General features: G+C 71.0%; 22 protein-coding genes. 9 read left to right on the forward strand and 13 right to left on the reverse strand.

Annotated elements, in window-relative coordinates; all coding sequences use genetic code 11:
• Positions 1 to 257: 257 nt before the first annotated feature.
• Complete coding sequence (locus AC0699_RS09610) at positions 258 to 917, reverse strand: response regulator (RefSeq protein WP_478657761.1); 660 nt, start codon at positions 915 to 917, stop codon at positions 258 to 260.
• Positions 890 to 2,182, reverse strand: coding sequence for a sensor histidine kinase (locus AC0699_RS09615; protein WP_478657764.1), 1,293 nt, complete (start codon positions 2,180 to 2,182; stop codon positions 890 to 892). The genes AC0699_RS09610 and AC0699_RS09615 overlap by 28 nt, the downstream gene beginning before the upstream one ends.
• An 81-nt stretch (positions 2,183 to 2,263) precedes the next feature.
• On the opposite strand from AC0699_RS09615, the gene AC0699_RS09620 reads away from it, so the two are divergent.
• The 3 genes from AC0699_RS09620 to AC0699_RS09630 all read left to right on the forward strand — a co-directional run bounded on the left by AC0699_RS09620 (position 2,264) and on the right by AC0699_RS09630 (position 6,487).
• Positions 2,264 to 3,220 carry an AfsR/SARP family transcriptional regulator gene (locus AC0699_RS09620; RefSeq protein ID WP_478657767.1) on the forward strand — a complete coding sequence of 319 codons (957 nt, stop codon included), beginning with the start codon at positions 2,264 to 2,266 and terminating at the stop codon, positions 3,218 to 3,220.
• A gap of 88 nt (positions 3,221 to 3,308) precedes the next feature.
• Complete coding sequence (locus AC0699_RS09625; RefSeq protein WP_478657770.1) at positions 3,309 to 4,046, forward strand: ABC transporter ATP-binding protein; 738 nt, start codon at positions 3,309 to 3,311, stop codon at positions 4,044 to 4,046.
• A complete protein-coding gene (locus AC0699_RS09630) occupies positions 4,040 to 6,487 on the forward strand; it encodes an FtsX-like permease family protein (RefSeq protein ID WP_478657773.1) in 2,448 nt (815 codons plus the stop codon). The genes AC0699_RS09625 and AC0699_RS09630 overlap by 7 nt, the downstream gene beginning before the upstream one ends.
• A gap of 121 nt (positions 6,488 to 6,608) precedes the next feature.
• Here the strand turns inward: AC0699_RS09630 and AC0699_RS09635 are convergent, their stop codons facing one another.
• Entirely contained in the window at positions 6,609 to 6,815 is a 207-nt protein-coding gene (locus AC0699_RS09635; protein WP_478657775.1) for a hypothetical protein, read from the reverse strand.
• A gap of 58 nt (positions 6,816 to 6,873) precedes the next feature.
• Complete coding sequence (locus AC0699_RS09640; RefSeq protein WP_478657778.1) at positions 6,874 to 7,392, reverse strand: flavoprotein; 519 nt, start codon at positions 7,390 to 7,392, stop codon at positions 6,874 to 6,876.
• A 353-nt stretch (positions 7,393 to 7,745) separates the two neighbouring features.
• Here AC0699_RS09640 and AC0699_RS09645 point away from each other — a divergent pair, with 353 nt between their 5' ends.
• A complete protein-coding gene (locus AC0699_RS09645; protein ID WP_478657781.1) occupies positions 7,746 to 8,345 on the forward strand; it encodes a cupin domain-containing protein in 600 nt (199 codons plus the stop codon).
• A 207-nt stretch (positions 8,346 to 8,552) separates the two neighbouring features.
• On the opposite strand, the gene AC0699_RS09650 is transcribed toward AC0699_RS09645, so the two are convergent.
• A complete protein-coding gene (locus AC0699_RS09650) occupies positions 8,553 to 9,014 on the reverse strand; it encodes an anthrone oxygenase family protein (RefSeq protein ID WP_478657784.1) in 462 nt (153 codons plus the stop codon).
• A 274-nt stretch (positions 9,015 to 9,288) separates the two neighbouring features.
• On the reverse strand, positions 9,289 to 10,860 hold the full coding sequence (locus AC0699_RS09655; RefSeq protein WP_478657787.1) for a vWA domain-containing protein: 1,572 nt from the start codon (positions 10,858 to 10,860) through the stop codon (positions 9,289 to 9,291).
• 386 nt (positions 10,861 to 11,246) lie between these two features.
• Between AC0699_RS09655 and AC0699_RS09660 the strand changes: the two genes are divergently transcribed.
• On the forward strand, positions 11,247 to 11,840 hold the full coding sequence (locus AC0699_RS09660) for a helix-turn-helix domain-containing protein (RefSeq protein WP_478657789.1): 594 nt from the start codon (positions 11,247 to 11,249) through the stop codon (positions 11,838 to 11,840).
• An 18-nt stretch (positions 11,841 to 11,858) separates the two neighbouring features.
• Here AC0699_RS09660 and AC0699_RS09665 read toward each other — a convergent pair whose 3' ends face one another.
• Both AC0699_RS09665 and AC0699_RS09670 read right to left on the reverse strand, forming a co-directional pair.
• Entirely contained in the window at positions 11,859 to 12,737 is an 879-nt protein-coding gene (locus AC0699_RS09665) for an ABC transporter permease (protein WP_478657792.1), read from the reverse strand.
• A complete protein-coding gene (locus AC0699_RS09670; protein ID WP_478657795.1) occupies positions 12,734 to 15,568 on the reverse strand; it encodes an alpha/beta fold hydrolase in 2,835 nt (944 codons plus the stop codon). The genes AC0699_RS09665 and AC0699_RS09670 overlap by 4 nt, the downstream gene beginning before the upstream one ends.
• Before the next feature lie 142 nt (positions 15,569 to 15,710).
• Between AC0699_RS09670 and AC0699_RS09675 the strand changes: the two genes are divergently transcribed.
• From AC0699_RS09675 to AC0699_RS09685, 3 genes are all read left to right on the forward strand, one after another.
• Positions 15,711 to 16,148, forward strand: coding sequence for an N-acetyltransferase family protein (locus tag AC0699_RS09675; protein WP_478657797.1), 438 nt, complete (start codon positions 15,711 to 15,713; stop codon positions 16,146 to 16,148).
• Between the two features lie 206 nt (positions 16,149 to 16,354).
• Positions 16,355 to 17,542 carry a S8 family peptidase gene (locus tag AC0699_RS09680; protein WP_478657799.1) on the forward strand — a complete coding sequence of 396 codons (1,188 nt, stop codon included), beginning with the start codon at positions 16,355 to 16,357 and terminating at the stop codon, positions 17,540 to 17,542.
• 336 nt (positions 17,543 to 17,878) lie between these two features.
• Complete coding sequence (locus AC0699_RS09685; protein ID WP_478657801.1) at positions 17,879 to 18,742, forward strand: hypothetical protein; 864 nt, start codon at positions 17,879 to 17,881, stop codon at positions 18,740 to 18,742.
• Positions 18,743 to 18,908: 166 nt separating this feature from the next.
• Here AC0699_RS09685 and AC0699_RS09690 read toward each other — a convergent pair whose 3' ends face one another.
• From AC0699_RS09690 to iolC, 5 genes are read right to left on the reverse strand one after another with little or no spacing between them, the layout of a single operon-like run.
• Positions 18,909 to 20,411 carry a CoA-acylating methylmalonate-semialdehyde dehydrogenase gene (locus tag AC0699_RS09690; protein ID WP_478657804.1) on the reverse strand — a complete coding sequence of 501 codons (1,503 nt, stop codon included), beginning with the start codon at positions 20,409 to 20,411 and terminating at the stop codon, positions 18,909 to 18,911.
• A 23-nt stretch (positions 20,412 to 20,434) separates the two neighbouring features.
• Positions 20,435 to 22,345 carry a 3D-(3,5/4)-trihydroxycyclohexane-1,2-dione acylhydrolase (decyclizing) gene (gene iolD / locus AC0699_RS09695; RefSeq protein ID WP_478657806.1) on the reverse strand — a complete coding sequence of 637 codons (1,911 nt, stop codon included), beginning with the start codon at positions 22,343 to 22,345 and terminating at the stop codon, positions 20,435 to 20,437.
• The gene (iolB, locus tag AC0699_RS09700; RefSeq protein ID WP_478657808.1) at positions 22,342 to 23,154 is read right to left on the reverse strand and encodes a 5-deoxy-glucuronate isomerase; all 813 of its coding nucleotides are present in this window, start codon (positions 23,152 to 23,154) and stop codon (positions 22,342 to 22,344) included. Before iolB ends, iolD begins: the two co-directional genes overlap by 4 nt.
• A 16-nt stretch (positions 23,155 to 23,170) precedes the next feature.
• Positions 23,171 to 24,061: a Cgl0159 family (beta/alpha)8-fold protein gene (locus AC0699_RS09705; protein ID WP_478657811.1), complete on the reverse strand. Its 891-nt coding sequence runs from the start codon at positions 24,059 to 24,061 to the stop codon at positions 23,171 to 23,173.
• Complete coding sequence (gene iolC / locus AC0699_RS09710; RefSeq protein WP_478657813.1) at positions 24,058 to 25,152, reverse strand: 5-dehydro-2-deoxygluconokinase; 1,095 nt, start codon at positions 25,150 to 25,152, stop codon at positions 24,058 to 24,060. Before iolC ends, AC0699_RS09705 begins: the two co-directional genes overlap by 4 nt.
• A 130-nt stretch (positions 25,153 to 25,282) precedes the next feature.
• Between iolC and AC0699_RS09715 the strand changes: the two genes are divergently transcribed.
• The gene (locus AC0699_RS09715; RefSeq protein ID WP_478657816.1) at positions 25,283 to 26,194 is read left to right on the forward strand and encodes a sugar phosphate isomerase/epimerase family protein; all 912 of its coding nucleotides are present in this window, start codon (positions 25,283 to 25,285) and stop codon (positions 26,192 to 26,194) included.
• Positions 26,195 to 26,374 lie beyond the last annotated feature (180 nt).

A 26,374-nucleotide genomic window follows, 5' to 3' on the forward strand; every position in this document is an offset into this window, starting at 1 on the left:
CGGTCCGCGGTCGCGGCTTTGTCAGCGCGGACCGCGGTCACGGTCATCTCGACGCGGTCCGCGGTCGCGGCTTGCTCCCGCGCGCAGAACTGGCGCGCACACGTGCGGCACCGCCGGACGCGTCGTCGTGAAGCACGCGGCCCGTCCGGTACACGCGGCCCTGCGCGGAGGCGCCCAGGAACAGCGGCTCCCGCCCCGAGGACGGCGGCCGCGGTGCCCGCCTCCCCGTACGGCGCCTGCGGGCCGCCCGTCCCGCGTCACGCGCGCAGGAACGCAAGCACCGCCAGCACCCTGCGGTGCGTCTCGTCCGCCGGAGGGAGGTCCAGCTTCGACAGGATGTTGCCGATGTGCTTGCCGACCGCCGCCTCCGAGACCACCAGCTCCTTGGCGATCGCGCTGTTCGACCTGCCCTGGGCGACCAGGGCCAGCACCTCGCGCTCGCGCGCCGTGAGGCGCTCGAGGGGGTCCCGGCGGCGGCGCAGCAACTGGCGGACGACTTCGGGGTCGACGACCGTCCCGCCCGCGGCGACCTCCTGGAGTGCGTCGATGAACTGCTCGATCTGACCCACGCGGTCCTTGAGGAGGTAGCCGACACCCGAGCCGTCCCCGGAGTCGAGGAGGTCGGAGGCGTACGTACGCTGCACGTACTGGCTCAGGACGAGGACCGGGAGCCCGGGGCGCTGTTCGCGGAGCCGCACCGCCGCGTGGAGGCCTTCGTCCTGGAAGCCGGGGGGCATCCGGACGTCCGTCACGACGATGTCCGGGTCGTGGTCGGCCACCGCCGCCAGAAGGGCCTCCGCATCGCCCACGGCCGCGACCACCTCGTGGCCGCAGCGGATGAGCAGGCCGGTCAGGCCCTCCCGGAGCAGCACGCTGTCCTCGGCCAGCACTACGCGGAGGGTTCGGTCCACTCGCAAGGAATCTCCACACGCAACAGGGTCGGTCCGCCGGGCGGGCTGGACAGGGCAAGTCTGCCATCCAGCACGGACACCCGGTCCGCGAGACCGGTCAGCCCGGTGCCTCCGTTCGCCGTGTCCGCGCCGCCGCGGCCGTTGTCCCGGATCTCCAGCGAGAGCCTGCCCTTGCTGTGACCGCCCGTCACCTCGGCGCGGCTCGCCCTGCTGTGCTTGGCAACATTGGCGAGTGCCTCGCAGACCACGAAGTAGGCGGCGGCCTCCACGGCCTGCGGCAGCCTGCCCGCGAGGTCCAGCTCGACGTCCACCGGGACCGCCGACCGGTCGGCGGCGTCGGAGACGGCCGCCGGAAGGCCGTAGTCCGCAAGGACCTTGGGGTGGATGCCGTGGATCAGCTCGCGCAGTTCGGCGAGCGCCTTTCCGGCCTCCTCATGGGCCTTGGTCAGCTGGTCGGCCAGTGGACCCGGCGGGGCGTCGAGCCGGGCCAGGCCCAGGGTCATGGTGAGGGCGACCAGGCGTTGCTGGGCCCCGTCGTGGAGATCGCGTTCGATACGGCGGCGCTCGGCCTCGAAGGCGTCGACCAACCGGACACGGGAGCGGCTGAGTTCGGTGACCCGGGCGCCCAGGTCATCGTCCTTGGGCGCGATCAGCAGCCGGGTCAGCTCGGCACGTGCTCCGGCGAACAGCCCGATCAGATAGAGCGCGACCGCCAGCAGGAGGAGTCCGAGCACGGCGATTCCGAAGGCCGTCGGCCAGGAGGTGATCGTCCATTCCTTGAGTACGGAGGCTTCCCGGCCCTCCCCCACGGTGGCCATCAGGACGGGTGCGGCGACCAGGCCCAGCGGTACGGAGAGACCGAGGCCGACCACGAGGGTGTCCAGCGGCCACAGAAGACCGGCGAGGAGCACCGCGTACCCCAGTTCGCGCCACGTGGCCTGTTCCCGGTAGCGGGTCCTGATCCAGGGCCACAGCCCGGTCTCGGCGGGTTCGTGGTGCGGGTCGCGGGCCGGGAACTCGTCGACGAGTCCCAGCCGTCGGCGTTCCACTCGGGCCACGGGCAGCCCGAACAGCCCGAGCAGGAGCAGCAGCGGAAGCCCCACCAGCACGATGGCCAGCGCTCCGACAACGGTGGTCAGCACCACGATCGACACGAGCGCGGCCGCTCCGGCCAGGGCGCCGGTGAGGAGATACGCGGCGGACCGCCAGGGCCAGGCCGAGCGGAGGTACGCCGGCTCGGCGAGTGCCTGCCACACATTACGAGAGCGCATGGGCTCACCGTAGAAGGCGGCCGGGAATCGGGGCCATCCGTCCAGACCGACGGTGCGGGGTATGGCCTGCCCTACCAGACGGTGCTCGCCACACTGCTGCTGGCACGCGGCCGCGTGGTCAGCGACGAACGGCTGAGTTCGCTGCTGTGGTGGTGGGAGCCGTCGGCCACCAGAACCGCCCAGATCCACACCTATGTCTCCCGGCTGCGGAAGCTGCTGGGACCGTCCGTGGAGCTGGTGCGCCGGTCGCCCGGCTATCAGCTCGTGGGTGAGGGTCTGCGGATGGACGCCGAGGAGTTCGAGCAGCTGGGCCGGCGGGGCCAGGCGGCCCTGCAGGAGCGGCTGTACGGGTCGGTGGCCGCGCTGCTGCGTTCGGCCCTCGACCTGTGGCAGGGACCCGCGCTGGCCAATGTCACACCGTTCCTGGCGGAGGCCGAGCTGCCCGGGATGGACGAGGCGCGGATCACCGCACTGGAGCACCGCATCGCGGCCGACCTCGCGCTCGCCCGGCACACCCAGCTGGTGCCGGAACTGACGGGCATCGTCCGCGAGTTCCCGGTCCGTGAGCGGCTGCGCGGCCGGCTGATGACGGCGCTGTACCGGTCCGGACGGCAGGCCGACGCCCTGCACGTCCACCACGAGGCCGCGGGGTGCTGGCCGAGGAACTGGGTGTGGACCCGGGCGCCGGGCTCAACGCCGTCTACCAGGCCGCTCTCACCGGCGAGTTGGGCCGACTGCCCGAGCAGGGCGATGCGCCGGCGCAGCTCGGCAGGCCTTCCCCGCGGCGGACGGCGGCCGGTGACCCCGCGCGGATGCTGCCGCCCACCGTCGACGACTCCACGGGCCGCGAGGCCGAACTGGCCAGGCTCCTTGGGTTGCCGCGAGGAGTTCCTGGAGGAGCTCGTGGACGCCTCGCTGCTGCACCTGGCCGGCATCGACACCGCCGGCCTGCCGCGCTACCGCTGCCATGCGCTGGTGCAGCTGACGCTGGAGACGCTGCCGGCCGGGTGCGGCGAGGAGCTGGAGAGGGCGAGCTGAACCGACCGCCCGGGTAGGGCGGGCCCTACCCCCAAGACTCCGTCCCGCCGGGCTGTGCGGGAGGACCGACAGCGATTGAGTGTGAGGCATGAACGACGACGCGATTCAGTTGCGCTCCGTGAGCCGGACCTACGGATCGGGGGACAGCGCCGTCACCGCCCTCGACCACGTCTCCCTCGGCTTCCCCCGGGGCACTTTCACAGCGGTGATGGGCCCTTCGGGCTCCGGCAAGTCGACCCTCCTCCAGTGCGCCGCAGGCCTGGACCGGCCCACTTCGGGATCGGTCACGGTCGGGGACACCGAACTGACGAAACTGAGCCAGACCAGACTGACGCTGCTCCGGCGCGACCGTATCGGCTTCGTCTTCCAGGCGTTCAACCTGCTGCCGTCGCTGACGGCGGAGCAGAACGTGGCGCTGCCGCTGCGGCTGGCCGGGCGCAAGCCGTCCCGGGCCCGGGTGCGCGAGGTGCTGGGGCAGGTGGGTCTGGGTGACCGGGCCCGGCACCGGCCGACGGAGATGTCCGGCGGACAGCAGCAGCGCGTCGCCCTGGCACGTGCGCTGATCACCCGCCCCGAGGTGCTGTTCGGTGACGAGCCGACGGGCGCGCTGGATTCGCGGACGAGCCGTGAGGTGCTGACGATGCTGCGGTCCATGGTCGACCGCGAGGGACAGACGATCATCATGGTCACCCATGACCCGGTGGCGGCGTCCTACGCGGACCGGGTGGTGTTCCTGGTCGACGGCCGGGTCAACGGCGAACTGGTGTCGCCGACCGCCGAGTCCGTCGCCGCGCGCATGACCAAGCTGGAGGGCGCGCCGTGCTGAGCGTCGCCCTGCGTACCCTGCGTACGCGCTGGATCACCTTCGTCGGAAGTTTCGTCGCGCTCGCGCTCGGCGTCGGGCTGATCGCGACGATGGGTCTTGCCCTGGCGTCGAGCCTGGACGCCCCGGAGCGCGGACCGGAGCGGTTCGCCCAGGCACCGGTCGTGCTGCGGCCGGCGGACACCCTGCGAGTGCCCACGTCGATCGGCGACCGGGTCAGGCCGCTGGCGAACCCGAAGGCCGTCACCGCGGAGCAGGCCCGGCAGGCGGCCGCCGCCGGACGTACCGTCGAGGACCGTTCGTTCCCGGTACGGGCCGAGGGCGGCCCCGGCGATCTGGTCGGGCACCCGTGGTCGACGGCCGCTTTCGGCCCCTACCAACTCTCCGCGGGGCGGGCTCCGAAGGCCTCGGGCGAGGTCGTCGTGTCCGGCGACTGGGCCGGTCCGGGTCAGCGGGTGCGTACCGGCAGGGGCACGGTGACGGTCGTCGGGACGGTGTCCGGGCTCGGCTTCGAGAACGCCGTCTTCTACACCGACCGGCAGGCCGCCGAGATCTCGCCGCGCATCGATCAGCTGGTGGTCGACGCCGACGCCGACGCCGTACGGGAGAGCGCGGCGGGACTGCGGGTACTCACCGGCAACGACCGCCGCCTCGCCGACGCCGACCCCGACCGGGACAGCCAGGCGCTCGTCACGGTGAACGCGATGCTGGGTACGGCGGCCGGGATGACCGGTTTCGTCTCGGTGTTCGTGGTGGCGTCGACCTTCGCGTTCGCGGTGGCACAGCGGCGCCGTGAGTTCGGTCTGCTGCGCACGGCGGGTGCCACTCCGGTGCAGGTGCGCCGCATGGTGGTCGCCGAGGCGATGCTCATCGGTGTGCTCGCGTCGGCGGCGGGCTGTGTGCTCGGCGCCTACGGTGCGCCCCGGCTGGCGCAGTACATGGTGGACAACCAGGTCGCCCCGTCGTGGTTCGCGATCGGGGACTACTCCTGGCCCTACCACCTGGCCTTCTGGACCGGCCTGCTGGTGGCACTCGCGGGTGTCGTCGCCGCGTCGTGGCGGGCCGGCCGGGTCGGCCCCACGGAGGCCCTGCGGGATGCCTCGGTCGACAGCAGGACGATGACGTGGGGGCGCCGGCTGTTCGGCGGGGCGCTGCTGCTCACGGGTGTCGGCACGCTCGTGTTCGCGCTGCTCTCGGAGCCGGGTGACCTGCTGCACCGCAAGACGTACACGAGCCGTCCGATGCTGCTGATCACGGCGTTCGCGCTGCTCGCGCCGGTGCTGGTGCGTCCCCTGACCCGGCTGCTGGCCTGGCTGCCGGCCCAACTGCCGGGCCCGGGCGGCATGCTGGTCCGGGAGAACGCGGCGGCGGGGGTGCGGCGCACCGCGGCCATCGCGGCGCCGGTGCTGGTCACGGTCGCCCTCGCGGGCTCGCTGCTGGGCGCCACGGCGACCCTCAACGAGGCCAAGGCGACCGAGGTACGGGAGCAGACACACGCGGACTTCGTGATCAGCGGCGCGGGTCCGGGCGGCTTCGACGAGGCCACCGTGGAGCGGATGCGCAAGGTGCCCGGTGCTCAGGTCTCGGCGTCCGCGGAGTCCGCGGTGTTCGTCCTGGAGGAGGGTGTCGCGCTGATCAGGTCCGACGCCCGCGCGGCGGACCCGAAGGGACTCGCCGCCACGTTCGGTCTGCCGCTGGTGGCCGGGAAGGTGACCGATCTCGACGACCGCTCCATCATCGTCAACGACGAGTGGGCGAACCACACGGTGGGCAGCACGGTCGACGTGTGGCTGGGCGACGGCTCGAAGGCCTCGCTGAAGATCGCCGCCGTGATGCACGCAGGCACCGGCAACAACGGCGTGTACGTCAGTCCGGCCAACGCCGCAGGGGCGAGCGTCGACCGGGTCGACGTGAAGCTGACGGACGGCGCCGACCGCGCGGCCGTGGCGGCCGGTCTGCGCGAGGCGGCGGCTCCCGTCGGCGTCAAGGTGCTGTCGCGGGACGAGTGGGTGGCGGCTGCGTACCCCGAGACGAACCGGCAGACCCGGGTCGGCTATCTGGTGGTGCTCGGAATCGCGCTGCTGTACACGGGCATCGCGCTCGCCAACACCCTGGTGATGGCGACGTCGGACCGGGTGCGTGACCTGGCCGTGCTGCGGCTGGCGGGTGCGACGGGCGGGCAGGTGCTGCGGCTTGCCGCGGCGGAGGCCGCGATGGTGGTGGCCGTCGGCGGAGTGCTGGGCGCGGCGGTCGCCGGACTGAACCTGGTGGGCATGTGGGGCGCGCTGGGGGTGCTCCAGGTGTGGTCTCCGATCGTGGTGCCGTGGGGCACGCTGGGCGCCACGGTGGCGGCCTGCGGGGTGATCGCGGTGGTCTGCGCGGTGATCCCGGCGGGACTCTCGCTGCGTGTCCGGCCGGTGGAGCTCGCGGGCGTACGGGAGTGACGTACCCCAGGGCCGGATCCAAGGGACAGGCCCTCACTACAGCGACGGCCGGGCCGCCCCCTTCATCAGGGGGCGGCCCGGCCGTCGTGTGTCCGCCGTGATGCGGTGGCGGTCCCGTGGGTCAGGCGTCGTCCTCCACGGGCGTGTCGGCCCCGCCGCCGGTCCAGCGCGCGGCCGATTCCGGTCCGCCGGTCCGCCTGAACGCGTCCGCCACGAAGGAACCGATGCCCTGGCCGGATTCGGCATTGGTGAGGACGATGAAGCCCTCGCAGCTGTCGAGCCGGGTGAACGTGCCGGCCCGGATTAGTCGGCGTCGCGGGCCCGACAAGATCGCCCGGACAGGCCCAGTCGGCCGTGGACGGGGTCGTCGATGCGGCCGCAGGCGCTCAGCCGGCTCGTCGGGCCGCCATCGCCGGGGCGAGCAGCTCCAGTGCCTCCTCCCAGCGGAACGGCCCGTCCCCGCCCATCAGTACGCCCATCCCGCGCAACCGGGCCACACTCTCCCGGTACGCGGGATGGGCGGCGAGGTCGGCGTTCACGCTCGGCAGTACGGCGGTGGGAAGGCCCGACCCGTACGCTTCGCACAGCGTCGCCACGGCGAGGGTGTCGGCCAGTCCGGCGGCCCACTTGTTGATGGTGTTGAACGTGGCCGGAGCCACCGCCATCGCGTCCGCGGGTGGGAAGGGACGGGCCTCGCCGGGGCGGCGCCAGGCCGAGCGGATCGGGTGGCCGGTCTGGGCCGTCACGGCTTCGACGTCGATGAAGCCGAGGCCCTGGGGGGTGGCGATGACCCCGACATCCCACTCACGCTCCTGCGCGGCGGTGATCAGCTTGCCGACGTCGCCGGCGTTCCCGGCCGCGCACACGATGACGTAAAGGAACGGCTTCCTCGGCTGCTCACTCACGCGAAACTCCTGAACTCCTGAACCCGGACTCGTGAACCCGGGATCCCTGAAGCCTCAACCGGGACTCGTGAACCTTCAACCCGGGACCCCTGAACCCTCAACCGGGACTCGTGAACCCTCAACCTGGGACTCCTGATCGACGCTGCTCGAATGATGTCGGACCGTTTGACGACTGCTGCTCAAGGGCAGTTTGACGGCTGCTGAACGGCTGCCCGGCGGCCGCTTCGAGGGAGCGGGCAGAACACGGACCCCGGCCCGACCGGCCGTCGGGGGCGCTGAGGCAGTAGTAGCATCCGTGGCTTCGGGGGTCCGGTGAGGATCCGGCGTGGGGCTGAGCGCAGGAGGAATGGCATATGGCGTCTCCTTCCGGCCCGGGCGTACTCGCGCGGCTCGCCGACCTGCTGGCCGATGATGCGTCAGCCGAGCGGGGCGGGGCCTTGTGGCGCCTCGCGGAAGGCGGGCGGCAGCTCGACGCCAACGTGGTGCGGCTGCCACCGGACGCCGGGGTCGGCGAGCACGTGGAGCCGGATCTGGATGTTCTCCTGTATGTGGCCGCGGGCAGCGGGCTGTTGGACGTGGACGGCGTGCGCCACGAGGTCGCCGCGGGATCGGTCGTGTGGCTGCCGCACGGCAGCCGGCGGGCGCTGCGCGCCGGGCCCGAGGGGCTCGTCCAGCTGAGTGTGCACCGCCGGCGTCCCGGACTGGCCATCAAGAGCGCCGGCGGGCCGGCTGACGTCGACGGGGCAACGGACTTCAGCGGGGCGACGGACTCCAACGGGTCGGGAGTCGGGTCCCCGGAGGTCACCGGCTCGGCTGACGCCAACGGGTCGACGCAGGAGGGCGGCGAGGCCCCGTGTCTGCTGGACCGGGTGTGCCCGGAATGCGGGCGACTCGCGACGGAGTCCGACGCACGCTACTGCGGCCGGTGCGGGGAGCGACTGCCCGGCCGCTGAACCGCTCCCGAAGGAGACGGGTTGCCCCGGGTGGGGGGGATCGGCCCCCATCGGCATGGGGAACGACCGGGGCAACCCGTCCCCGGCCGTGCCCGGCGGGGCGCGCCGGAGTCCGAGCCGACATCGTTGTCTCACGTGTGCCGTTACGACCGTACAAGGCTCCCCGCCCCTGGGAGCTGTCGACTTGCCGTCAGTGTCGGCTTTCCGTCACGCCTGCGAGGCCCATACGAGGAGGGCGAACGAGGCGAGGACGAGCACCGTCCGGACAAGGTGGAGACGGTTCCATTTCGCCTCGAACGCGGCACGGACCTCGGAGTCGGGAGAGGCCTCGGAGGAGGCCAGCGCGTTGTTCAGCGGGATGTTCCCTGCGATCGTGACCAGGTGGTTGAGTACGGCGCACACCAGTCCGGCCAGGATCAGCCACATCTGGGTGTCCGAACGGCCCTCGACGGGCACCGCGAGGGCGGCCACCGGGAACGCGATGACGGCCAGAAAGACCACCAGGAACACGGCGCGCGGCACCTCTTCGTTGATGCGCCGCATGGCCGGTACGAACTGGTCGTCGGAGAGCCTGGCCAGCGCGGGCATGATCGCGGTCTGGAAGATCAGCATGAAGCCCGCGTACAGGCCGGTGAAGATGACGGCGAAGGCGAGCAGCAAGGTGGCCATGCCGCACATCATGACGCGGAGGCCGGGCGTACGCAGCCCACTTGCCACGGCCGCGCAGGCTGGAGGGGCGGGGCTGGGCCAGGACCGACGCGGGCCGGAGCGGGGGCCGGGGAGCAGCGGACCGGGAGCCGGCAGGGGCGGGCTGGTCCACCAAGTCCCGCTCCCGCCTGCTCCGGTGTCCCGGCCGGCCGCTTCGCCGATCGGCCACTTCGCAGGTCGGCCACTTCGCAGGTCGGCCACTCCGCCGATGAGCCGCCCCTACCGGGTCAGCCTGTCACTCGAGCAGCGAGTCGGCCTGGCGGATCGACTCGGCCAGCTGACGTACGGACGCGTCCTCCGTGCGCTTCGCGAGGGTGCCTGCCCGCTCCCCCAGGACGTCCAGCCGGGGCACGCCCGGAGTGTCGGAACCGCGCAGCCGCTCGGCGAAGTACGCGGCGACGGCGCTGACCTGCAGCCGCGGCGAGGTGCGCGGCGACCAGAGGTCTCCACCGAGCGCGCCCGCCTCCACGGTGCCCGACACCTCATGCGGGGCCCGGCTCCGCGGGTCGAGCCAGCGCACGGTCGCCGTCGCGACATGTCCGCTCGCGCCCTCCCGGAGTCGTACCGCGTACAGCGCGGTGACGGTGTGACCGGGGCCGACCTCACCACCGTCCACCCTGTCGTCGCGGAAGTCCTCGTCGGCAACCGCCCTGTTCTCATATCCCATCAGCCGGAATTCCTTCACCGTCTGCGGGTCGAAGGCGACCTGCGCCTTCGCGTCGCGGGCCCTCAGCTCGACATGCGCGGGCAGTTGGTCGACGAACACCTTCCTGGCCTGTGCGGAGGTGGACACGTACGTGGTGTGGCCGTCACCCCGGTTCGTGAGCCGCTCCATCAGTTTGTCGCCGTACTCACTGCCGACACCGACGCCGAAGAGCGTGATGCCGAACTCGCGGCGGGCGTCCTCGATCCGTTGCAGAATCGCATCGGCCTCGGTCTCACCGGTGTTGGCGAGCGCGTCGGAGAGGAGCACGACCCGGTTGTTCGCTCCACGCCTGCGGCCCTCGACGGCGACGTCGTAGCCGGTGCGCACGCCGGCCTCCACATTGGTGGAGTCGGTCGGTTCCAGTTCGTCGACGATGTTGTGGATGGTGTCCCGGTTGCCGGCGAGCCGGGTCATCGGCAGCCGCGTCTCGGCCTCGTCGCTGAAGGTGACGAGGGCGATGGAGTCGTCCTCGCGCAGCTGGTCGGTGAGGATGCCGAGTGACTCCTGGACGAGGTCGAGCCGGCCGGGCTCGGCCATCGACCCGGAGATGTCGACGACGAACGTCAGCGCGACCGGGGGTCGTTCGGCGCTGCGCGTGGACGAACGGGTCGCCAGGCCCACCCGCATCAGCGACCAGTCCTCACCGTCCCGGCTGCCCGCGTGGGCGCCGTCCACACTCACCGTGAACCCGTTGCCCTCGGGGCGCGGATAGTCCTGCCGGAAGCTGTTGACGAACTCCTCGGGCCGTACGGAGTCCGGCTCGGGCAGCCGTCCCCCGGCGAGACTGCGCCGCGCGTAGCCGTACGAGGCCGTGTCCACATCCAGCGCGAACGTGGACAGATAGTCGGGTGCGGGCGCGATGTCCCGCTGTGCTTCGCTGCTCTGCTCGCCTTCCTTTCCTTCGTCACGACTGCCTTCCGCAGGCCGGCCGCCGCCGTCGGGCGCCATCGGCGCCGGCTGGCCCTCCGCGCCCCGGTGCTCGCCCCCGCCCTGCGCCGCGCGATCGACCTGCCCACCACCCGCACCGCAGCCGGTCAGCAGCACTGCCCCGGCCAGCAGCGCCACGAGCGCTCCTCTGTACGTCCTTGTGTACGGCGTCATTCCGTCCCCCTGGATCGTCAGCACTTGTGAATGTGACGTGCGAGACGGTCCGAGGGAGCAGTCGAACGAGTTGCGGATGAATCTCAATGCGGCAACGACAAGCGGTCGTTGAGCGGAATCGGCATGCACCGCTTTCCGCGCCGCACCTCCAGACTGACGGACACCCACGTCGCGACTGAAGCGACTGGCAGACACTCGCCATCCCCTGAACTGGGTCTTGTCACGATTCGCAGTCGCATGCGTACATGGAGTGGCGTACGGCTCCGAGATCAGGGGGGTGGTCAGCCGTGCCGAATGTCATCACCATGCCCGGACCGGACTCCGTCAAGTGCAGGCCTGCCCTGCCCGAGGCGTCGCCGGGACGGTCTGTCAGAGGACCCGCGCAGGTGAGCGCCACGCTGACGGGTCTGGTCCACTCGGCCCGTCACGAACTGCTCACGTTCGACGACCCGGTGGGCCCGGTGGCCGCGCCCGAGCCGTTCCGTGCGCTCGCCGGCGCCTGCACCCGCACCGCGGCGGGGCGGACGGCGACGGTCCGCCGTATCGTGCCGCGGCGGGCACTCCCGTATCTGCCGCCGGCCGGACACATCGACGGGCGGGCACGGGTGGCGGACTCGATCCCGTTCAAGCTGGTCGTCGCGGACCGTACGGTCGCTGCCCTGCCGCTCGATCTCGATCTGCACTGCAACGGACTGCTGCTGATCCGCGACCCGGTCGTCGTCCAGGCGCTGGTCCGCACCCATCATGCCTGGTGGGACGGCGGTGACGACCTCGCGGCCGCCGCCTGCGGGACGGCCCCCGCGCATCTGCGCCCGGTCCTCGACGCACTGTTGGCGGGTCTCACGGACGAGTCGGCCGCGACCCGCCTGGGCATGTCGGCGCGCACGTACAGCCGCCGCGTCGGCGAGCTCCTGACGGCCCTCGGGACGGCGAGCCGCTTCCGCGCGGGAGCGGAGGCGGCCCGCCGTGGCTGGATCTGAGCGGACAGCGCCCCGGGGTCAGGACACGATGTCCTTCCGGGCGAACCCGCGGAACGCCAGGGCGAACAGGACGAGTGCGTATGTCACCGAGACGGCCGTGCCCTTCAGCATCCCGCCCCACTCCAGCTGGGGCTGCAGCGCGTCGGCCCAGGCGAACTGCCAGTGCGCCGGCAGGAAGTCGCGCCAGGAACCGAGTGCCGTCACCGCGTCCAGGACGTTCCCGATGATCGTCAGACCGACGGCGCCGCCGACCGCGCCCAGCGGCGCGTCCGTCTTGGTCGACAGCCAGAAGGCCAGCCCCGCCGTGACCAGTTGGGAGACAAAGATGAATGCGACGACGAGCGCGAGCCGCGGCACTGTGTCCGCCGTCGCCAGGGAGCCCCCGGTGGGCAGCGCCAGCGGCCCCCAGCCGTACGCCGCCGTTCCCGCGGCGAGTGCGACCAGCGGAAGCAGCAGCATCGCCGCCGCGCTGAAGCCCAGCGCGACCGCCAGCTTCGACCACAGCAGCCGCGCCCGGGGCACGGGTGCCGCAAGCAGATAGCGAAGGGAGGACCAGCTTGCCTCGGACGCCACGGTGTCCCCGCAGAACAGCGCGACCGGCACCACGAGCAGGAAGCCCGCCGACACGAAGAGGCAGGTCGCTGCGAAGTTCGCGCCGGACGCGGTCGCCGTGTCCATCAGCGTGATCCGGTCGCCGCCCCCGCCGCGCTCGTCCGGAGTGCCGCCGATCGCGAACGCGACGATCAGTACGAACGGCAGCACCGCCAGGATCGCTCCCATCACCAGCGTCCGCCGCCGCTTCAGCTGGCGTACCGCCTCGACGCGGAGCGGCAGGGTGTGCCGCGCCCGATAGCCGGGTGCGGTCGCCACGGTCGGCCCGTTGTGCACGGTGGTCATGCGGATGCTCCTCCGATCAGGGTGAGGAACGCGTCTTCCAGGCGTCGGTGCGGGCTGACGCCGGTCACCGGCACGTCCAGCCGTACGAGTTCGGCGATGAGACCGGCCGCGCTCGCGCCGTCGAGGCGGACCAGCAGCCCGTCTCCGTCGTCCGTGAGAACCGCGGAGCCGATCCCGGGCAGGGCCGCGATCTTCTCCACGAGTGGTGCGGACGGTTCCTCGGCGGTCGTCACCAGCAGGGTGTCGCCCGAGCCGGTGATCTCCGCGACGGGGCCCGCCTGCACCAGCCGGCCGCGGTCCATGACGACGAGATGCGTGCAGGACTGCTCGACCTCCGCCAGCAGGTGGCTGGAGACGATGACGGTCCGGCCTCCGGCCGCGTACCGGATCATCACGTCCCGCATCTCACGGATCTGTGGCGGGTCGAGTCCGTTCGTCGGCTCGTCGAGGATCAACAGATCCGGCAGGCCGAGCATGGCCTGCGCGATGGCGAGGCGCTGGCGCATGCCCTGCGAGTAGGTGCGCACGGCGCGGGCGAGCGCGTCGCCGAGGCCCGCGATCTCCAGGGCCTCCTCGATGCGGGAGTCCTCGGCGGGTCGGCCGGTGGCACGCCAGTACAGCTCCAGGTTCTCCCGGCCGGACAGGTGCGGCAGGAAGCCCGCCCCTTCGACGAATGCGCCGACCCGGGAAAGCACGGGCGCACCGGGCCTGATGGCGTGCCCGAAGACGCGGATCTCACCGTCGTCGGGAGCGATCATCCCCATCAGCATGCGCAGAGTGGTGGTCTTGCCGGCGCCGTTCGGGCCGAGGAGTCCGAGCACCTGGCCCTTCTCGACACGGAAGGAGAGGTCCCTCACGGCGTACCGGTCGGCGGACTTGGCATAGCGCTTGGTGAGACCGCTGATCTGCAGGGGTACGTCGGCGAGCTCAGGGGCGGGCGCGGGGGCCGTGGTGCGGCGGCGGGCGGTGAGCAGCAGCCCGGCGGCGACTGCCGCGCCCGCGGCGGGCAGGCCCCACACCCACCAGGGCAGCCCGGCGGCCTGGGTCGTGACGCCGGGCGCGGTGGGCACCGTCAGCTTCCCTGCGAGGGCCACGGTGTACGTGGCCGGCGCGGCCGGTGAGGCGTAGCCGAGGTCGGTGGCGGCGAGGACGAGGCGGAGGCGGTGGCCGGCTTCGACCTCGTGGTCCACGGCAGGCAGCGTCACCTCGACGGTCCGGCCCGGCTTGGCGCCCTGGACCCGGACCGGGGAGACGAGCTGCGCGGGCAGCACCTGCTGACGGCCGTCGGGGCCGACGTCGTACACCTTGCCGAAGAGGACCGCTTCGCCGTTGTCGGACGTCACCGTGGCCCGGACGGTGGGCGAGCCGGTGATCCGGGTGCGCCGGTCCAGCGGCTGGGAGTCGAAGCGGGCGTACTGCCCGGGGAAGTCGAGGGAGAGCCCGACGCCGAGAGAGGACAGTTGCGACAGCCCGCCGCCGACGCCCGGCACCGCGGAGATGGCGGGCGGGTTCGCCCCTGCCGGATTGCCGAAGGTCTGCGCGCGACCGTCGAGTTCGAAGGTCTGTCCGTCGGCGCGCAGGCCCGGGTAATCCGCCGCTGTGGCGCCGCGCAGGGTCGCCTGCCCGTCGGTGGAGTCAACTCCTCCGGCCCTGCTGACGCGGAACACCGGGCCGGTGTCCGAGGCCTCGTTCCCGTTCAGATACCGGTCGAACCACGCGGAGACTCGCCCCTGGATCCTGTCGGTCTCCAGGTCCCCGCCGTCGTGACCGCCCGCAATCCAGTCGACGGCGACAGGCGCACCGTTCCCCTTGATCGCCTTGGCCATCGCGTCGGCGTGCGAGAGCGGGAAGAGCGAGTCGGACTGGCCCTGCACGATGAGCGCGGGCACCTTGATGCGGTCGGCGACGGCGGACGGGCTGCGCGCCTCCAGCAGCGCACGGGCCTCGGCATCGGGTCGGCCTGCGGTGGCGACACGTTCGTACATCTCACAGAGGGTGGGCTGGAAGCGCCCGCATGCGGATGCGGCGGCTCCTGCGGTCCGACGGGCCGACGCCGAACCCGCCGCAGGCCGTTCGGCAGAGCCGCCATCGGCAGCCGGGCTGTCGTCGTCGCGCCCGGCCGCGCCCTGTCCGGTCCCGGCGGGTGTGTCCGTCCCCGCCGGGGCCTCCGCGTCCGGTGCTGGTCCTGTTGTGCCCACGGAGCCTGTGGTGAAGAAGATGCCTGCCCAGAGTTTCTTGAAGACCCCGTCCGGGAACAGCGCGTCCGCGAGATTCCAGTACGTGATTGCGGGAGCGATCGCATCGACGCGCCGGTCGTACCCCGCCGCGAGGAGCGAGACCGCCCCGCCGTACGAGGCACCCGTCACCCCGACGCGGGGGTCGCCCGTCGCGTCGAGGCGGACCTCCGGGCGCTCGGCGAGCCAGTCGATGAGCCGGGAGACGTCCTTGACCTCGTGATCCGGGTCGTTGAGCCCGATCTCGCCGGTCGACGCGCCGAAGCCGCGCGCGGACCAGGTCAGTACGGCGTACCCGTCACGGGCCAGGGCCTCCGCCTGTTCGCGCACGGAGTCCTTGCTGCCGCCGAAGCCGTGTCCCAGCAGCACTGCGGGCCGCCGCCCTGCGCCGGAGGCGGCAGACGTGAAGAACGAGGTGTCGATCCTCGCTCCCGGCATGGGCAGCACCTGGTCCTCGCGGTGCACGGAGGGCTCGTCGTCCGAGGCCGCCGCTGTCCACGTACCCACGCCTGCGAGCACGGCAAAGGCGGCGATTCCCGCGAACCATCGCCCGCGTCGCCGAGGCACGCTCGCCCGCCAGGGAAGTCGGATCTTCATGGTTGAAACCTTAAGCGGACGTCCATGCCGACCGCGGCTGCCGCCGGGCGGAACTCAGCGACCTCCTCGGGTAGTACCCGGTACCGTCCTCGTACACCAGACGCGGTACACGAAGGCCGGACCGGCCCGAGGAGGAGCTGCCTTGGAGATCCGCCGTGCGACGACCGTCACTGAGCTCCTTTCCGCCGAGCATCTGTACGACGGGCCGGCACGCACGGAGTGGGCGGAGCGCTTCCTGGCAGCGCCCGGGCATCTGATGCTGATCGCGTACGTCGACGGCGCGCCGGCCGGGATGGTATCGGGCATCGAGATGCTCCACCCGGACAAGGGCGCGGAGATGTGTCTGTACGAGCTGTCGGTGGACGAGGGGTACCGGCGGCGCGGGATCGGAAGGGCGCTGACCGAGGCGCTGGCGGCGATCGCCCGGGAGCGCGGCTGCTACGACATGTGGGTCGGTGTCGACACCGACAACGAACCGGCGCTGGCGACGTACACCTCCGCACATGCCGTGAACGAGGGTGAATTCACCTCGCTGACCTGGGAATTCATGACCGATGACGGTTCGGGCGATTCGCGCTGACGGGCCGCTGGAGCGCAACCGCCGGGGTGTGCACCGCTGATATCGGTGATGTCCGCCAAATTCGGTACGGCACCAGGGCATTGCCTTGAACCCATCGGTAACAACCTCTTGTCTGCTCGATCACTGCACGAGACGCTGTCCTGCACATCCGCACGAGCCATGCGGATTTTGTCGTGTTCCGATCAAAGAAAGGTCAGGTGCACGAGATGAGATTCACTGCCCGGCGCTCCATACGCATGGGCGCGCTGCTCCCCGCAGTCGCCCTCGCAGCCGGTCTCCAGTTCGCCGCCACCCCCACCGCGCAGAGCGCGCCCCTCGGCGATCTCCGTCTCGCCCCCACTGCAACCGCGGTCCAGGACAGCTGGATCGTCGTTCTCAAGGACGGCAGCACCCGTGCCGCCGATCTCGGTGTGACGCCCAAGCACACCTATCGGTCCGTCCTCGAGGGATTCTCCGCGTCGATGTCCAAGGCGAAGGCCGCCAGCCTCGCCGCCGATCCGCGCGTCGACTACGTCGAGCAGAACGCCACTGTGCGGCTCAACGACACCCAGTCGAACGCCACCTGGGGCCTCGACCGCGTCGACCAGCGGAACCTCCCGCTGTCGACGACGTACACGTACAACACCACCGCGTCGAATGTGAACGCGTACATCATCGACACCGGCATCCGCACCTCGCACAGCGAGTTCGGCGGCCGCGCGAGCATCGGAACGGACACCGTCGGCGACGGCCGGAACGGCCAGGACTGCCAGGGCCACGGCACGCATGTCGCGGGCACGGTCGGCGGCAAGACCTACGGTGTCGCCAAGAGCGTGAAGCTTGTCGCGGTCCGCGTGCTGGACTGCGAAGGCTCAGGTACGACGGAGGGCGTCATCGCCGGTGTCGACTGGGTGACGGCGCACGCGGTCAAGCCTGCTGTCGCCAACATGAGTCTGGGCGGCGGGGCCAGCGCCGCCCTGGACAACGCGGTGAAGAAGTCCATCGCGTCGGGAGTCAGCTACTCGATCGCGGCGGGCAACGGCATTCTCATCGGCATCCCCGTGAACGCGTGCAACTACTCCCCGGCCCGCGTCCCCGAGGCGATCACGGTCGGCGCGACGGACAACACGGACCGCAGGGCGTCGTTCTCCAACTACGGCACCTGCCTGGACCTGTTCGCGCCGGGGGTGAACATCACGTCGGCGTGGAAGGACAACGACACCGCGACGAACACCATCTCCGGTACGTCGATGGCCACCCCGCACACGGCGGGCGTCGCAGCGCTCTACCTCGCCAACCACCCCACGGCCACCCCGGCCCAGGTCCGCGACGCGCTGGTGAACAACGCAACAAGCGGCAAGGTCGTGGACGCGCGCACGGGCTCCCCGAACAAGCTGCTGCACTCGCTGTTCTGACATCGACGTTCGCCGCCGTTCGTCGATTTCGTCGCAGTTCACCTCTGTTTGTCGTCCGTCACTGTTCCGACGGTCAGTGCATGAGATGCCCGAGGAGCTCCACCCCACCCGGGTAGGGCCGCTCCTCGGGCATCAGCCTTTCCGCATGATGTGAGGCATCGGGCAGTCGTGCGGTCGGCGTGCCGCTTCCCGTGTCGCCCTACATCGGTCCGGCGACCGTCCGTTAGGCTCGCGTCGCCCACAAAGGTCCCGATCTTCACGGAGGGCAGGACGACGGGGATCAATCGAGAGCGCCTCGTCAGAACGCTGACGTTCTGGCTGCGGCCTGCCTTCGCATTGCGGGTCATCAACCGGTTCCAGAAGATCGTGGGTTTCGACCGCTCGATGGCCCTGGCGTCCAGCGCCTTGACGGCGTTGGTCCCGCTTTCCATCCTCCTTGGCGCTGTCTTCGCGCAGTACGACGCCGCAGAGGGGATCATCAGGCGCTACAACCTCACCGGAGCAGGCGCCACGGCAGTCAGCTCGCTGTTCTCTCCTGCCGAAGGGGCCAGTGCGAGCTTGGGCATCTTCGGGGTCGTGTTTCTGACGATCTCGGTGCTGAGTTTCACGCGAGCCGCGCAGCGACTCTTCGAACAGGCATGGGAGCTCAAACCCCTCAGTGTGCGCAACACGCGCAACGGCTTGTGGTGGATCCTCACTCTCGGTGGCTACGGCGTGGTCACCACGTTGCTTTCCGCGCTCCTTGGCGGGTACGCGCTCGGTCTGGCCGCCTTGGTGTGCCAGGTACCGGTGACCGCTGCATTCCTCGTCTGGAGCGGCTGGATCCTGTCGGCGAAGCGGATCAGCTGGCCGGACCTGCTTCCCTTCGGCGTCACCGGCGCCGTTCTGACGGCGGCCTATTCAGTGGGCGCAACCATCTACATGCCGCGTCTCTTCAACTCCTCCGCCGCACGCTACGGGGTGGTCGGTGCAGTCTTCGCGATGATCTCCGCCCTCTTCGCAGCCATGCTCGTCCTGGTTGCATCGGCGGCACTGGGACGAGAGGTACGAGACGAACTCAGCCGCATCCGTCAGGGCCACCGCCCTTCCGACCGTGAGGTCCGCCGGCAGTGGGACAACGTGGTCGAGCAGACACGGTCACAGTGGCGCACGGCGCGGGAACAGGTCTCTCGTCATCAGAACAAGGGCCCGAACCACTGACGGGCACGACCGGCCACCGCCCATATCCACGTTTCCAGCGTCACCGGCCAGGAAAGAGGTTGCGAACGCGCCTTGATGGCCCAGGCCATCAAGGACGACCGCGCGACCCGTACGGGGTGAGGGTTCCGTACGAGCCGCGCGGCGTGGGGAAGAGTCCGGTCGAGTGTCAGTGGTTGCGCGGGAAGCCCAGGTCCACGCCCGCCGGGGCCTCGGAGGGGTCCGGCCAGCGGGTGGTGACGACCTTGCCGCGGGTGTAGAACTGCACGCCGTCGTTGCCGTAGATGTGGAGGTCGCCGAAGAGCGAGTCCTTCCAGCCGCCGAAGCTGTGGTAGCCCACCGGCACCGGAATCGGCACGTTCACACCGACCATGCCTGCCTGGACCTCCATCTGGAAGCGGCGGGCGGCGCCGCCGTCGCGGGTGAAGATCGCGGTGCCGTTGCCGAACGGCGAGGCGTTGATGAGCTCGATGCCCTCCTCGTACGTCTTGGCGCGCAGCACGCACAGCACGGGGCCGAAGATCTCGTCCCGGTACGCGTCGGAGTCGGTGGAGACCTTGTCGAGGAGCGACAGCCCGATCCAGTGGCCGTCCTCGAAACCGTCCACCGTGTAGCCCGTGCCGTCGAGGACGACGTCGGCGCCCTGGTCCGCCGCGCCGTGGACGTACGAGGCGACCTTGTCGCGGTGGGCCCTGGTGATGAGCGGGCCCATCTCGGACGTGGGGTCGTTGCCCGGGCCGATCTTGATCTTCTCGGCGCGCTCGCGGATCTTGTCGACCAGCTCGTCACCGATCGCGCCGACCGCGACGACCGCGGAGATCGCCATGCAGCGCTCGCCCGCGGAGCCGTACGCGGCGGAGACGGCGGCGTCGGCCGCGGCGTCCAGGTCCGCGTCCGGAAGGACCAGCATGTGGTTCTTGGCGCCGCCGAGCGCCTGGACGCGCTTGCCGTTGGCAGACGCGGTGGTGTGGATGTGCCTGGCGATCGGCGTCGAGCCGACGAAGGAGACCGCCGAGACGTCGGGGTGCTCCAGGAGACGGTCGACCGCGACCTTGTCGCCGTGGACGACGTTGAACACGCCGTCCGGAAGGCCCGCCTCGGCCAGCAGCTCGGCGATCTTCAGGGACGGGGACGGGTCCTTCTCGCTCGGCTTGAGGATGAAGGTGTTTCCGCAGGCGATGGCGAGCGGGAACATCCACATCGGCACCATCGCCGGGAAGTTGAACGGCGTGATGCCGGCGACGACGCCGACCGGCTGGCGGATGGCCGCGACGTCCACCCGGTTCGACACCTGGGTGGACAGCTCGCCCTTGAGCTGGGTGGTGATGCCGCAGGCCAGGTCCACGATCTCCAGACCGCGGGCGACCTCGCCCAGCGCGTCCGAGTGGACCTTGCCGTGCTCGGCGGTGATCAGCTCGGCGATCGCGTCGCGGTTGGCGTCCAGCAGCGCGCGGAAGCGGAAGAGGATCGTGGTGCGCTGGGCCAGCGAAGACGTGCCCCAGGTGGCGTACGCGGCCTTCGCGGCGGCGACCGCCGCGTCGACCTCATCGACGGACGCGAGTGCGACCTGCGTGGTCACGGCTCCGGTCGCCGGGTCGGTGACCGGTCCCCAGTTGCCGGACGCGCCCTCGACGGTCTTGCCACCGATCCAGTGGTTGACGGTCTTCGTCATGACGAAAAGCTCCTTCAGATCCTTCAGAGATGGCGGCGTCGGGCTGCGACTTGCCGGTCGTACTCCTCTCGTGCCTTGACCGCCGACGGGCGGGTCGCGGTCTCGGCCACGGGAACATCCCACCACGCCTGGGCCGGGGGCGCGCCCGACACAGTGTCTGCCGTTTCGGTCTCGGCGTAGACACATGTGGGGCGGTCCTCCGCGCGGGCCTCCGCGAGAGCTTCGCGCAGGTCACGCACGGTCTTGGCCCGGATCACCCGCATCCCCAGGGACGCTGCGTTGGCCGCGAGGTCGACCGGGAGCGGGGGCCCCGTGTATGTACGGTCGGGCTCCCGATAGCGGTATGCGGTGCCGAACCGCTCGGAGCCGACCGCCTCGGACAGCCCGCCGATCGACGCGTACCCATGGTTCTGGAGGATGACCACCTTGATGGGGATGTTCTCCTGGACCGCGGTGACGATTTCGGTGGGATTCATCAAATATGTACCGTCGCCGACGAGGGCCCACACGGGCCGGCCGGGCGCGGCCATCGCGACGCCGATCGCGGCGGGGATCTCGTAACCCATACAGGAGTAGCCGTACTCGACGTGGTACTGGTCGTGCGAGCGGGTCCGCCACAGCTTGTGGAGATCGCCCGGGAGGGACCCCGCGGCGTTGATCACGATGTCGTCCTCGGTGATCAGAGTGTCGAGTACGCCGAGGACCTGCGGCTGCGTGGGGCGCACGTCTTCGTCGCGCGTCTCGTACGCGGCGTCGACGCGGTGCTCCCAGCGCTCCTTGTCGTCGGTGTACTCCGTCTCGTAGGTGTGCTCCACGTGGTGGCCGTGGAGGGACGCGATGAGACCGTGCAGGCCCGCCCGGGCGTCCGCGACGAGCGGGAGGGCGGAGAGCTTGTGGGCGTCGAAGCCGGTGATGTTGAGGTTGAGGAAGCGGACGTCGGGGTGCGTGAAGAGGGTTCCGGAGGCGGTGGTGAAGTCGGAGTAGCGGGTGCCGACACCGATGATCAGGTCCGCGGCGCGCGCCAGCTCGTCGGCGGTCGAGGTGCCGGTGTGGCCGATGCCGCCGACGTCCTGTGGATGGTCGTGGCACAGCGAGCCCTTGCCCGCCTGGGTCGAGGCCACGGGGATGCCGGTCGCCTCGACCAGCGTCTTGAGGGCGATCTCCGCACGGCTGTGGTGCACGCCGCCACCCGCGATGATCAGGGGGCGGCGGGCCGACCGTACCGCCGCGGCCGCCGCAGCGAGTTCGTCCGGGTCCGGCATCGGGCGGCGTACGTGCCAGACGCGCTCGGCGAAGAACTCCTCCGGCCAGTCGTACGCCTCGGCCTGCACGTCCTGCGGCAGCGCGAGCGTGACCGCGCCGGTCTCGGCGGGGTCGGTGAGGACCCGCATCGCGGCGAGGGCGGCCGGGATCAGTGCCTCGGGGCGGGTGATCCGGTCGAAGTACTTCGACACCGGGCGCAGGCAGTCGTTGACGGAGACGTCCCCCGCGTAGGGGACTTCCAGCTGCTGGAGGACCGGGTCGGCGGGACGGCTCGCGAACACGTCGCCGGGCAGGAGCAGCACGGGGAGCCGGTTGATCGTGGCGAGGGCCGCGCCGGTGACGAGGTTCGTGGCGCCGGGGCCGATGGAGGTGGTGACGGCGTGGGTGGAGAGCCGGCCGCACTGGCGGGCGTAGCCGACGGCCGCGTGCACCATGGCTTGTTCGTTGCGGCCCTGGAAGTACGGCATGCCGTCGGCGGACTCGCCGGTTTCGAGGAGGGCCTGGCCGATTCCCGCGACGTTGCCGTGGCCGAAGATGCCCCATGTGGCGCCGATCAGCCGCTGCCGGTGGCCGTCGCGCTCGGAGTACTGGCGGGCGAGGAAGGCGACGAGGGCCTGGGCCGTCGTGAGGCGGCGGGTGCCGGGGCGGCGCGTGCTGGGTCCCGTGCTCATCGGTAGCCCTCCGTGTGATCGGGGTGGAAGCAGATCCGCCATTCCCGCTCGGGGCCCGGGCCCGCCATGACGTTCAGGTAGTACATGTCGTGGCCCGGGGCGGCGATGGACGGGCCGTGCCAGCCGTCGGGGACGAGAACGGCGTCGCCGCTGCGGACCTCGGCGAGCAGGTCGGTGCCGCCGGGGCGGGACGGGGACACCCGCTGGTAGCCGAAGCCGTGCTCGCCCTCGATCTCGAAGTAGTAGATCTCTTCCAGTCTGGTCTCTCGGCCGGGCCGGTGCTCGTCGTGCTTGTGCGGCGGATACGACGACCAGTTACCGCCGGGGGTGAGCACCTCGACGGCGATGAGGCGGTCACAGTCGAAGGAGTCGGCAGCGGCGAAATTGTGCACCCTGCGCGCGCAGGTGCCGGTGCCGCGGTCTTCGACGGGGACCTCCGGCGCGGGGCCGTAGCGAGCGGGGAGTCGTCGCTCGCATTTCGCTCCTGCCAGGGCGAAACGGCCTCCCGCGCCGGAGGCGATCTGTGCATGGGCGTCGCGCGGCACGTACGCGAAGTCGGTGACTCCGGCGAACACGCCCTGCCTGCCCCGCAGTTCCATGGTCGTGCCGTCCGTCTGCACCGAACATCCGCCGCTCAGCGGAAGCACGATCCACTCGCTGTCCCCGGTGCCCAGCAGATGCGAACCGCCCGGGGGCAGCTCCAGGATCCGCAACGCCGAGTAGCCCCACCCGGCCGTCTTGGGGTCGATGTCCAGCGCGTACGGCCCCTCGGCCGCGGTGCCTGCCCGTACATGCATGTGGTCGTCCATGAGTTCTCCGTACCCCCTAGAGCAGCCCTACGGCCGTATCGACGGCTCCCGCCACATCGCCGTCGACCGGATAGAGCAGTGAGCGCCCCACCACCAGTCCCTGGACCGTGGGCAGTTGCAGTGCTCCGCGCCATTTCTCGTACGCCCGCTCCTGCCCTCCGGCGGAACCGCCCACTTCACCTCCGAGCAGCACGGCCGGCAGCGTCGAGGTCTCCATCACGCGGGCCATGTCGTCCGGGTTCTCGGTGACCGGGACCTTCAGCCATGTGTACGCCGACGTGCCCGCGAGGCCGGAGGCGATGGCGATGGAGCGGGTGACGGCCTCGGCGGACAGGTCGTTGTGCAGGTGACCGTCGACGCGGCGGCAGATGAACGGCTCGACGAAGACCGGCAGTCGGTACGCGGCCATTTCGTCGATTGCCCGGGCCGTGGAGTGCAGCGTCTCGAGGGACCCCGGGTCGTCGTAGTCGATACGGAGCAGCAGCTTGCCGGCGTCGAAGCCGAGCCGGGCCAGGTCCTCCGCGCGGTATCCGGTGAAGCGGTCGTCCAGTTCGAAGGCGGCGCCCGCGAGCCCGCCACGGTTCATCGAGCCCATGACGACCTTGTCCTCGAGGGCGCCGAGGAGAAGGAGGTCCTCCAGGATGTCGGCGGTGGCGAGGACCCCGTCGACGCCGGGACGCTCCAGGGCGGTGCAGAGCCGCTCCAGCAGGCCGACGCGGTTGGCCATGGCCAGCCGCTGATCGCCGACGGCGAGGGCGCCGCGGGCGGGATGGTCGGCTGCGACGATCATCAACCGGCCGTTGCTCCCGACGAGTGGGCGCCTCCGCCGGCGGGCGGCCGCCTCGGCGACGGCCTCGGGGCGGTGCGCCCTGATCCTGACGAGGCCGGCGACATCGACGCGGGTCACGACGCTGCCCCGGGTGCGGCACCGGGGCCGGGAAGCGGGTCCGTGTCCGGGTTCGGGTCCGTGTCCGGGTTCGGGTTCGGGTCCGTGTCCGGGTTCGGGCCGGGTGCTATGCCGGATGCGGGGCCCGGTGGGTGGCCGTCGAGGAGAGCATCCACTTCGGTGGTGTAGGGCATGGCCGAGGAGCAGGCGAGGCGGGAGGCGACGATCGCTCCCGCGGCGTTCGCGTACCGCATCACCCGCTCCAGCTCCCAGCCGGCCAGCAGCCCGTGCACCATGGCCCCGCCGAACGCGTCACCCGCACCGAGTCCGTTGACCACTTCGACCTCCACCGGCGGGACCTCGGCGGTGGTGCCGTCCCGGTGGACGGCCAGGACTCCCTTGGGTCCCTGTTTGACCACGGCCAGCTCAACCCCGGCACCGAGCAGCGCGCGGGCCGCGGCACACGGTTCGCGCTCGCCGGTCGCGATCTCGCACTCGTCGAGATTGCCGACGGCGACGGTGGCGTGAGCGAGGGCCTGTACGTAGTACGGCCTCGCTTCGTCCGGAGCCGCCCGGGCCGTGCTCTCCCAGAACATCGGGCGCCAGTCGAGGTCGAAGACCGTCGTACCGGACTTCGCCCGGTGTTCCAGAGCCGCGAGGGTCGCGGTCCTGCTCGGCTCCGCGCACAGGCCCGTGCCGGTCATCCAGAAGACCCGCGCCGAGCCGATGGCCGCCAAGTCAAGATCGTCCGCGCGCAGTTCGAGATCGGGCGCCTTGGGCTGCCGGTAGAAGTACAGCGGGAAGTCGTCCGGCGGGAAGATCTCGCAGAACGTGACCGGTGTGGGCAGCCCCGGCACCGCCGTCACCCAGCGGTCGTCGACCCCGAACTCCCGCAGCGCCTCGTGGAGATACTCACCGAAGGCGTCCTGACCCGTGCGGGTGACGACCGCGGAGCGGCGACCGAGCCGGGCCGCCGCCACCGCCACATTCGTGGCGGAGCCGCCGAGGAACTTCCCGAAGGTCTCGACGCGCGCCAGCGGCACCCCGGTCTGCAGGGGATACAGGTCTACTCCGATCCGGCCCATCGTGATCACGTCGTACGGCTGAGGCATACGTGTCCCTTCGGTTCCACGCCCGGCTGTCCCCTGGTCTAGCCCGCTCTCCTGAACGCTGTCAACATTTTGTCCTTACATTCGGACGAATGCTTGACACCTTTCTCGGGCGGCCGGAAAGCTGACCGCCATGACCTCCTCCGCACCCTCGCTCAACCGCATCCGGATCGGGTCGGCCCCGGACTCCTGGGGCGTTTGGTTCCCCGACGACCCGCAACAGGTCCCCTGGCGGCGTTTCCTCGACGAAGTCGCACAGGCGGGGTACGAGTGGATCGAACTCGGCCCGTACGGCTACCTCCCGACCGACCCCGCCGTGCTCACCGAGGAGACCGCGGCGCGCGGGCTGAAGGTCTCCGCCGGAACCGTCTTCACCGGGCTGCACCACGGGCCGGCCGTCTGGGACACGACGTGGGCCCATGTCGCCGACATCGCGGCGCTCACCCGCGCGATGGGCGCCGGCCATCTCGTCGTCATCCCCTCCTTCTGGCGCGACGACAAGACCGGCCAGGTACTGGAGGACCGCACACTCACCGCGGCCCAGTGGCGAGACCTCGCCACCCAGACCGAACGACTCGGCAAGGAGGTCGGTGACCGCTTCGGGCTGCGGATCGTCGTCCACCCGCACGCGGACACCCATATCGACAGCGAGGAGAACGTGAGCCGTTTCCTCGACGCGACCGACCCGGACCTGGTCTCGCTCTGTCTGGACACCGGGCACTACGCCTACTGCGGCGGCGACAGCGTCAAGCTCATCGAGACCTACGGTGAGCGGATCGGCTACCTCCACCTCAAGCAGGTGGACCCGGAGATCCTCGCCGAAGTGGTCGCGGACGAAGTGCCGTTCGGTCCGGCCGTGGCGCGAGGCGTCATGTGCGAGCCGCCCGCAGGCGTGCCCGCTCTGGAGCCGGTGCTGGCCGCGGCCCAGCGGCTCGACGCCGAACTGTTCGCCATCGTCGAGCAGGACATGTACCCCTGTCCTCCGGACAAGCCCTTCCCGATCGCCGAACGCACCCGCCGCTTCCTCCGCTCCTGCGGGGCGTGAGCCCAAGCCTGTCCGGCCAGATCCCCGGCCGACTCTGTGCAACCACGGGCTGCGTGACACGCTTACGTCACAGAAGTCGCCTCCTCGTCACATATGTCTCCGTTACGCGGGCCTTCCGTCACAGGTCCCCGACACCCCCTCCCTTCGGGTCGCTCTGTTTCGTTCAACGGGCACGGGCTC

Source organism: Streptomyces sp. NPDC043870 (assembly GCF_056435785.1).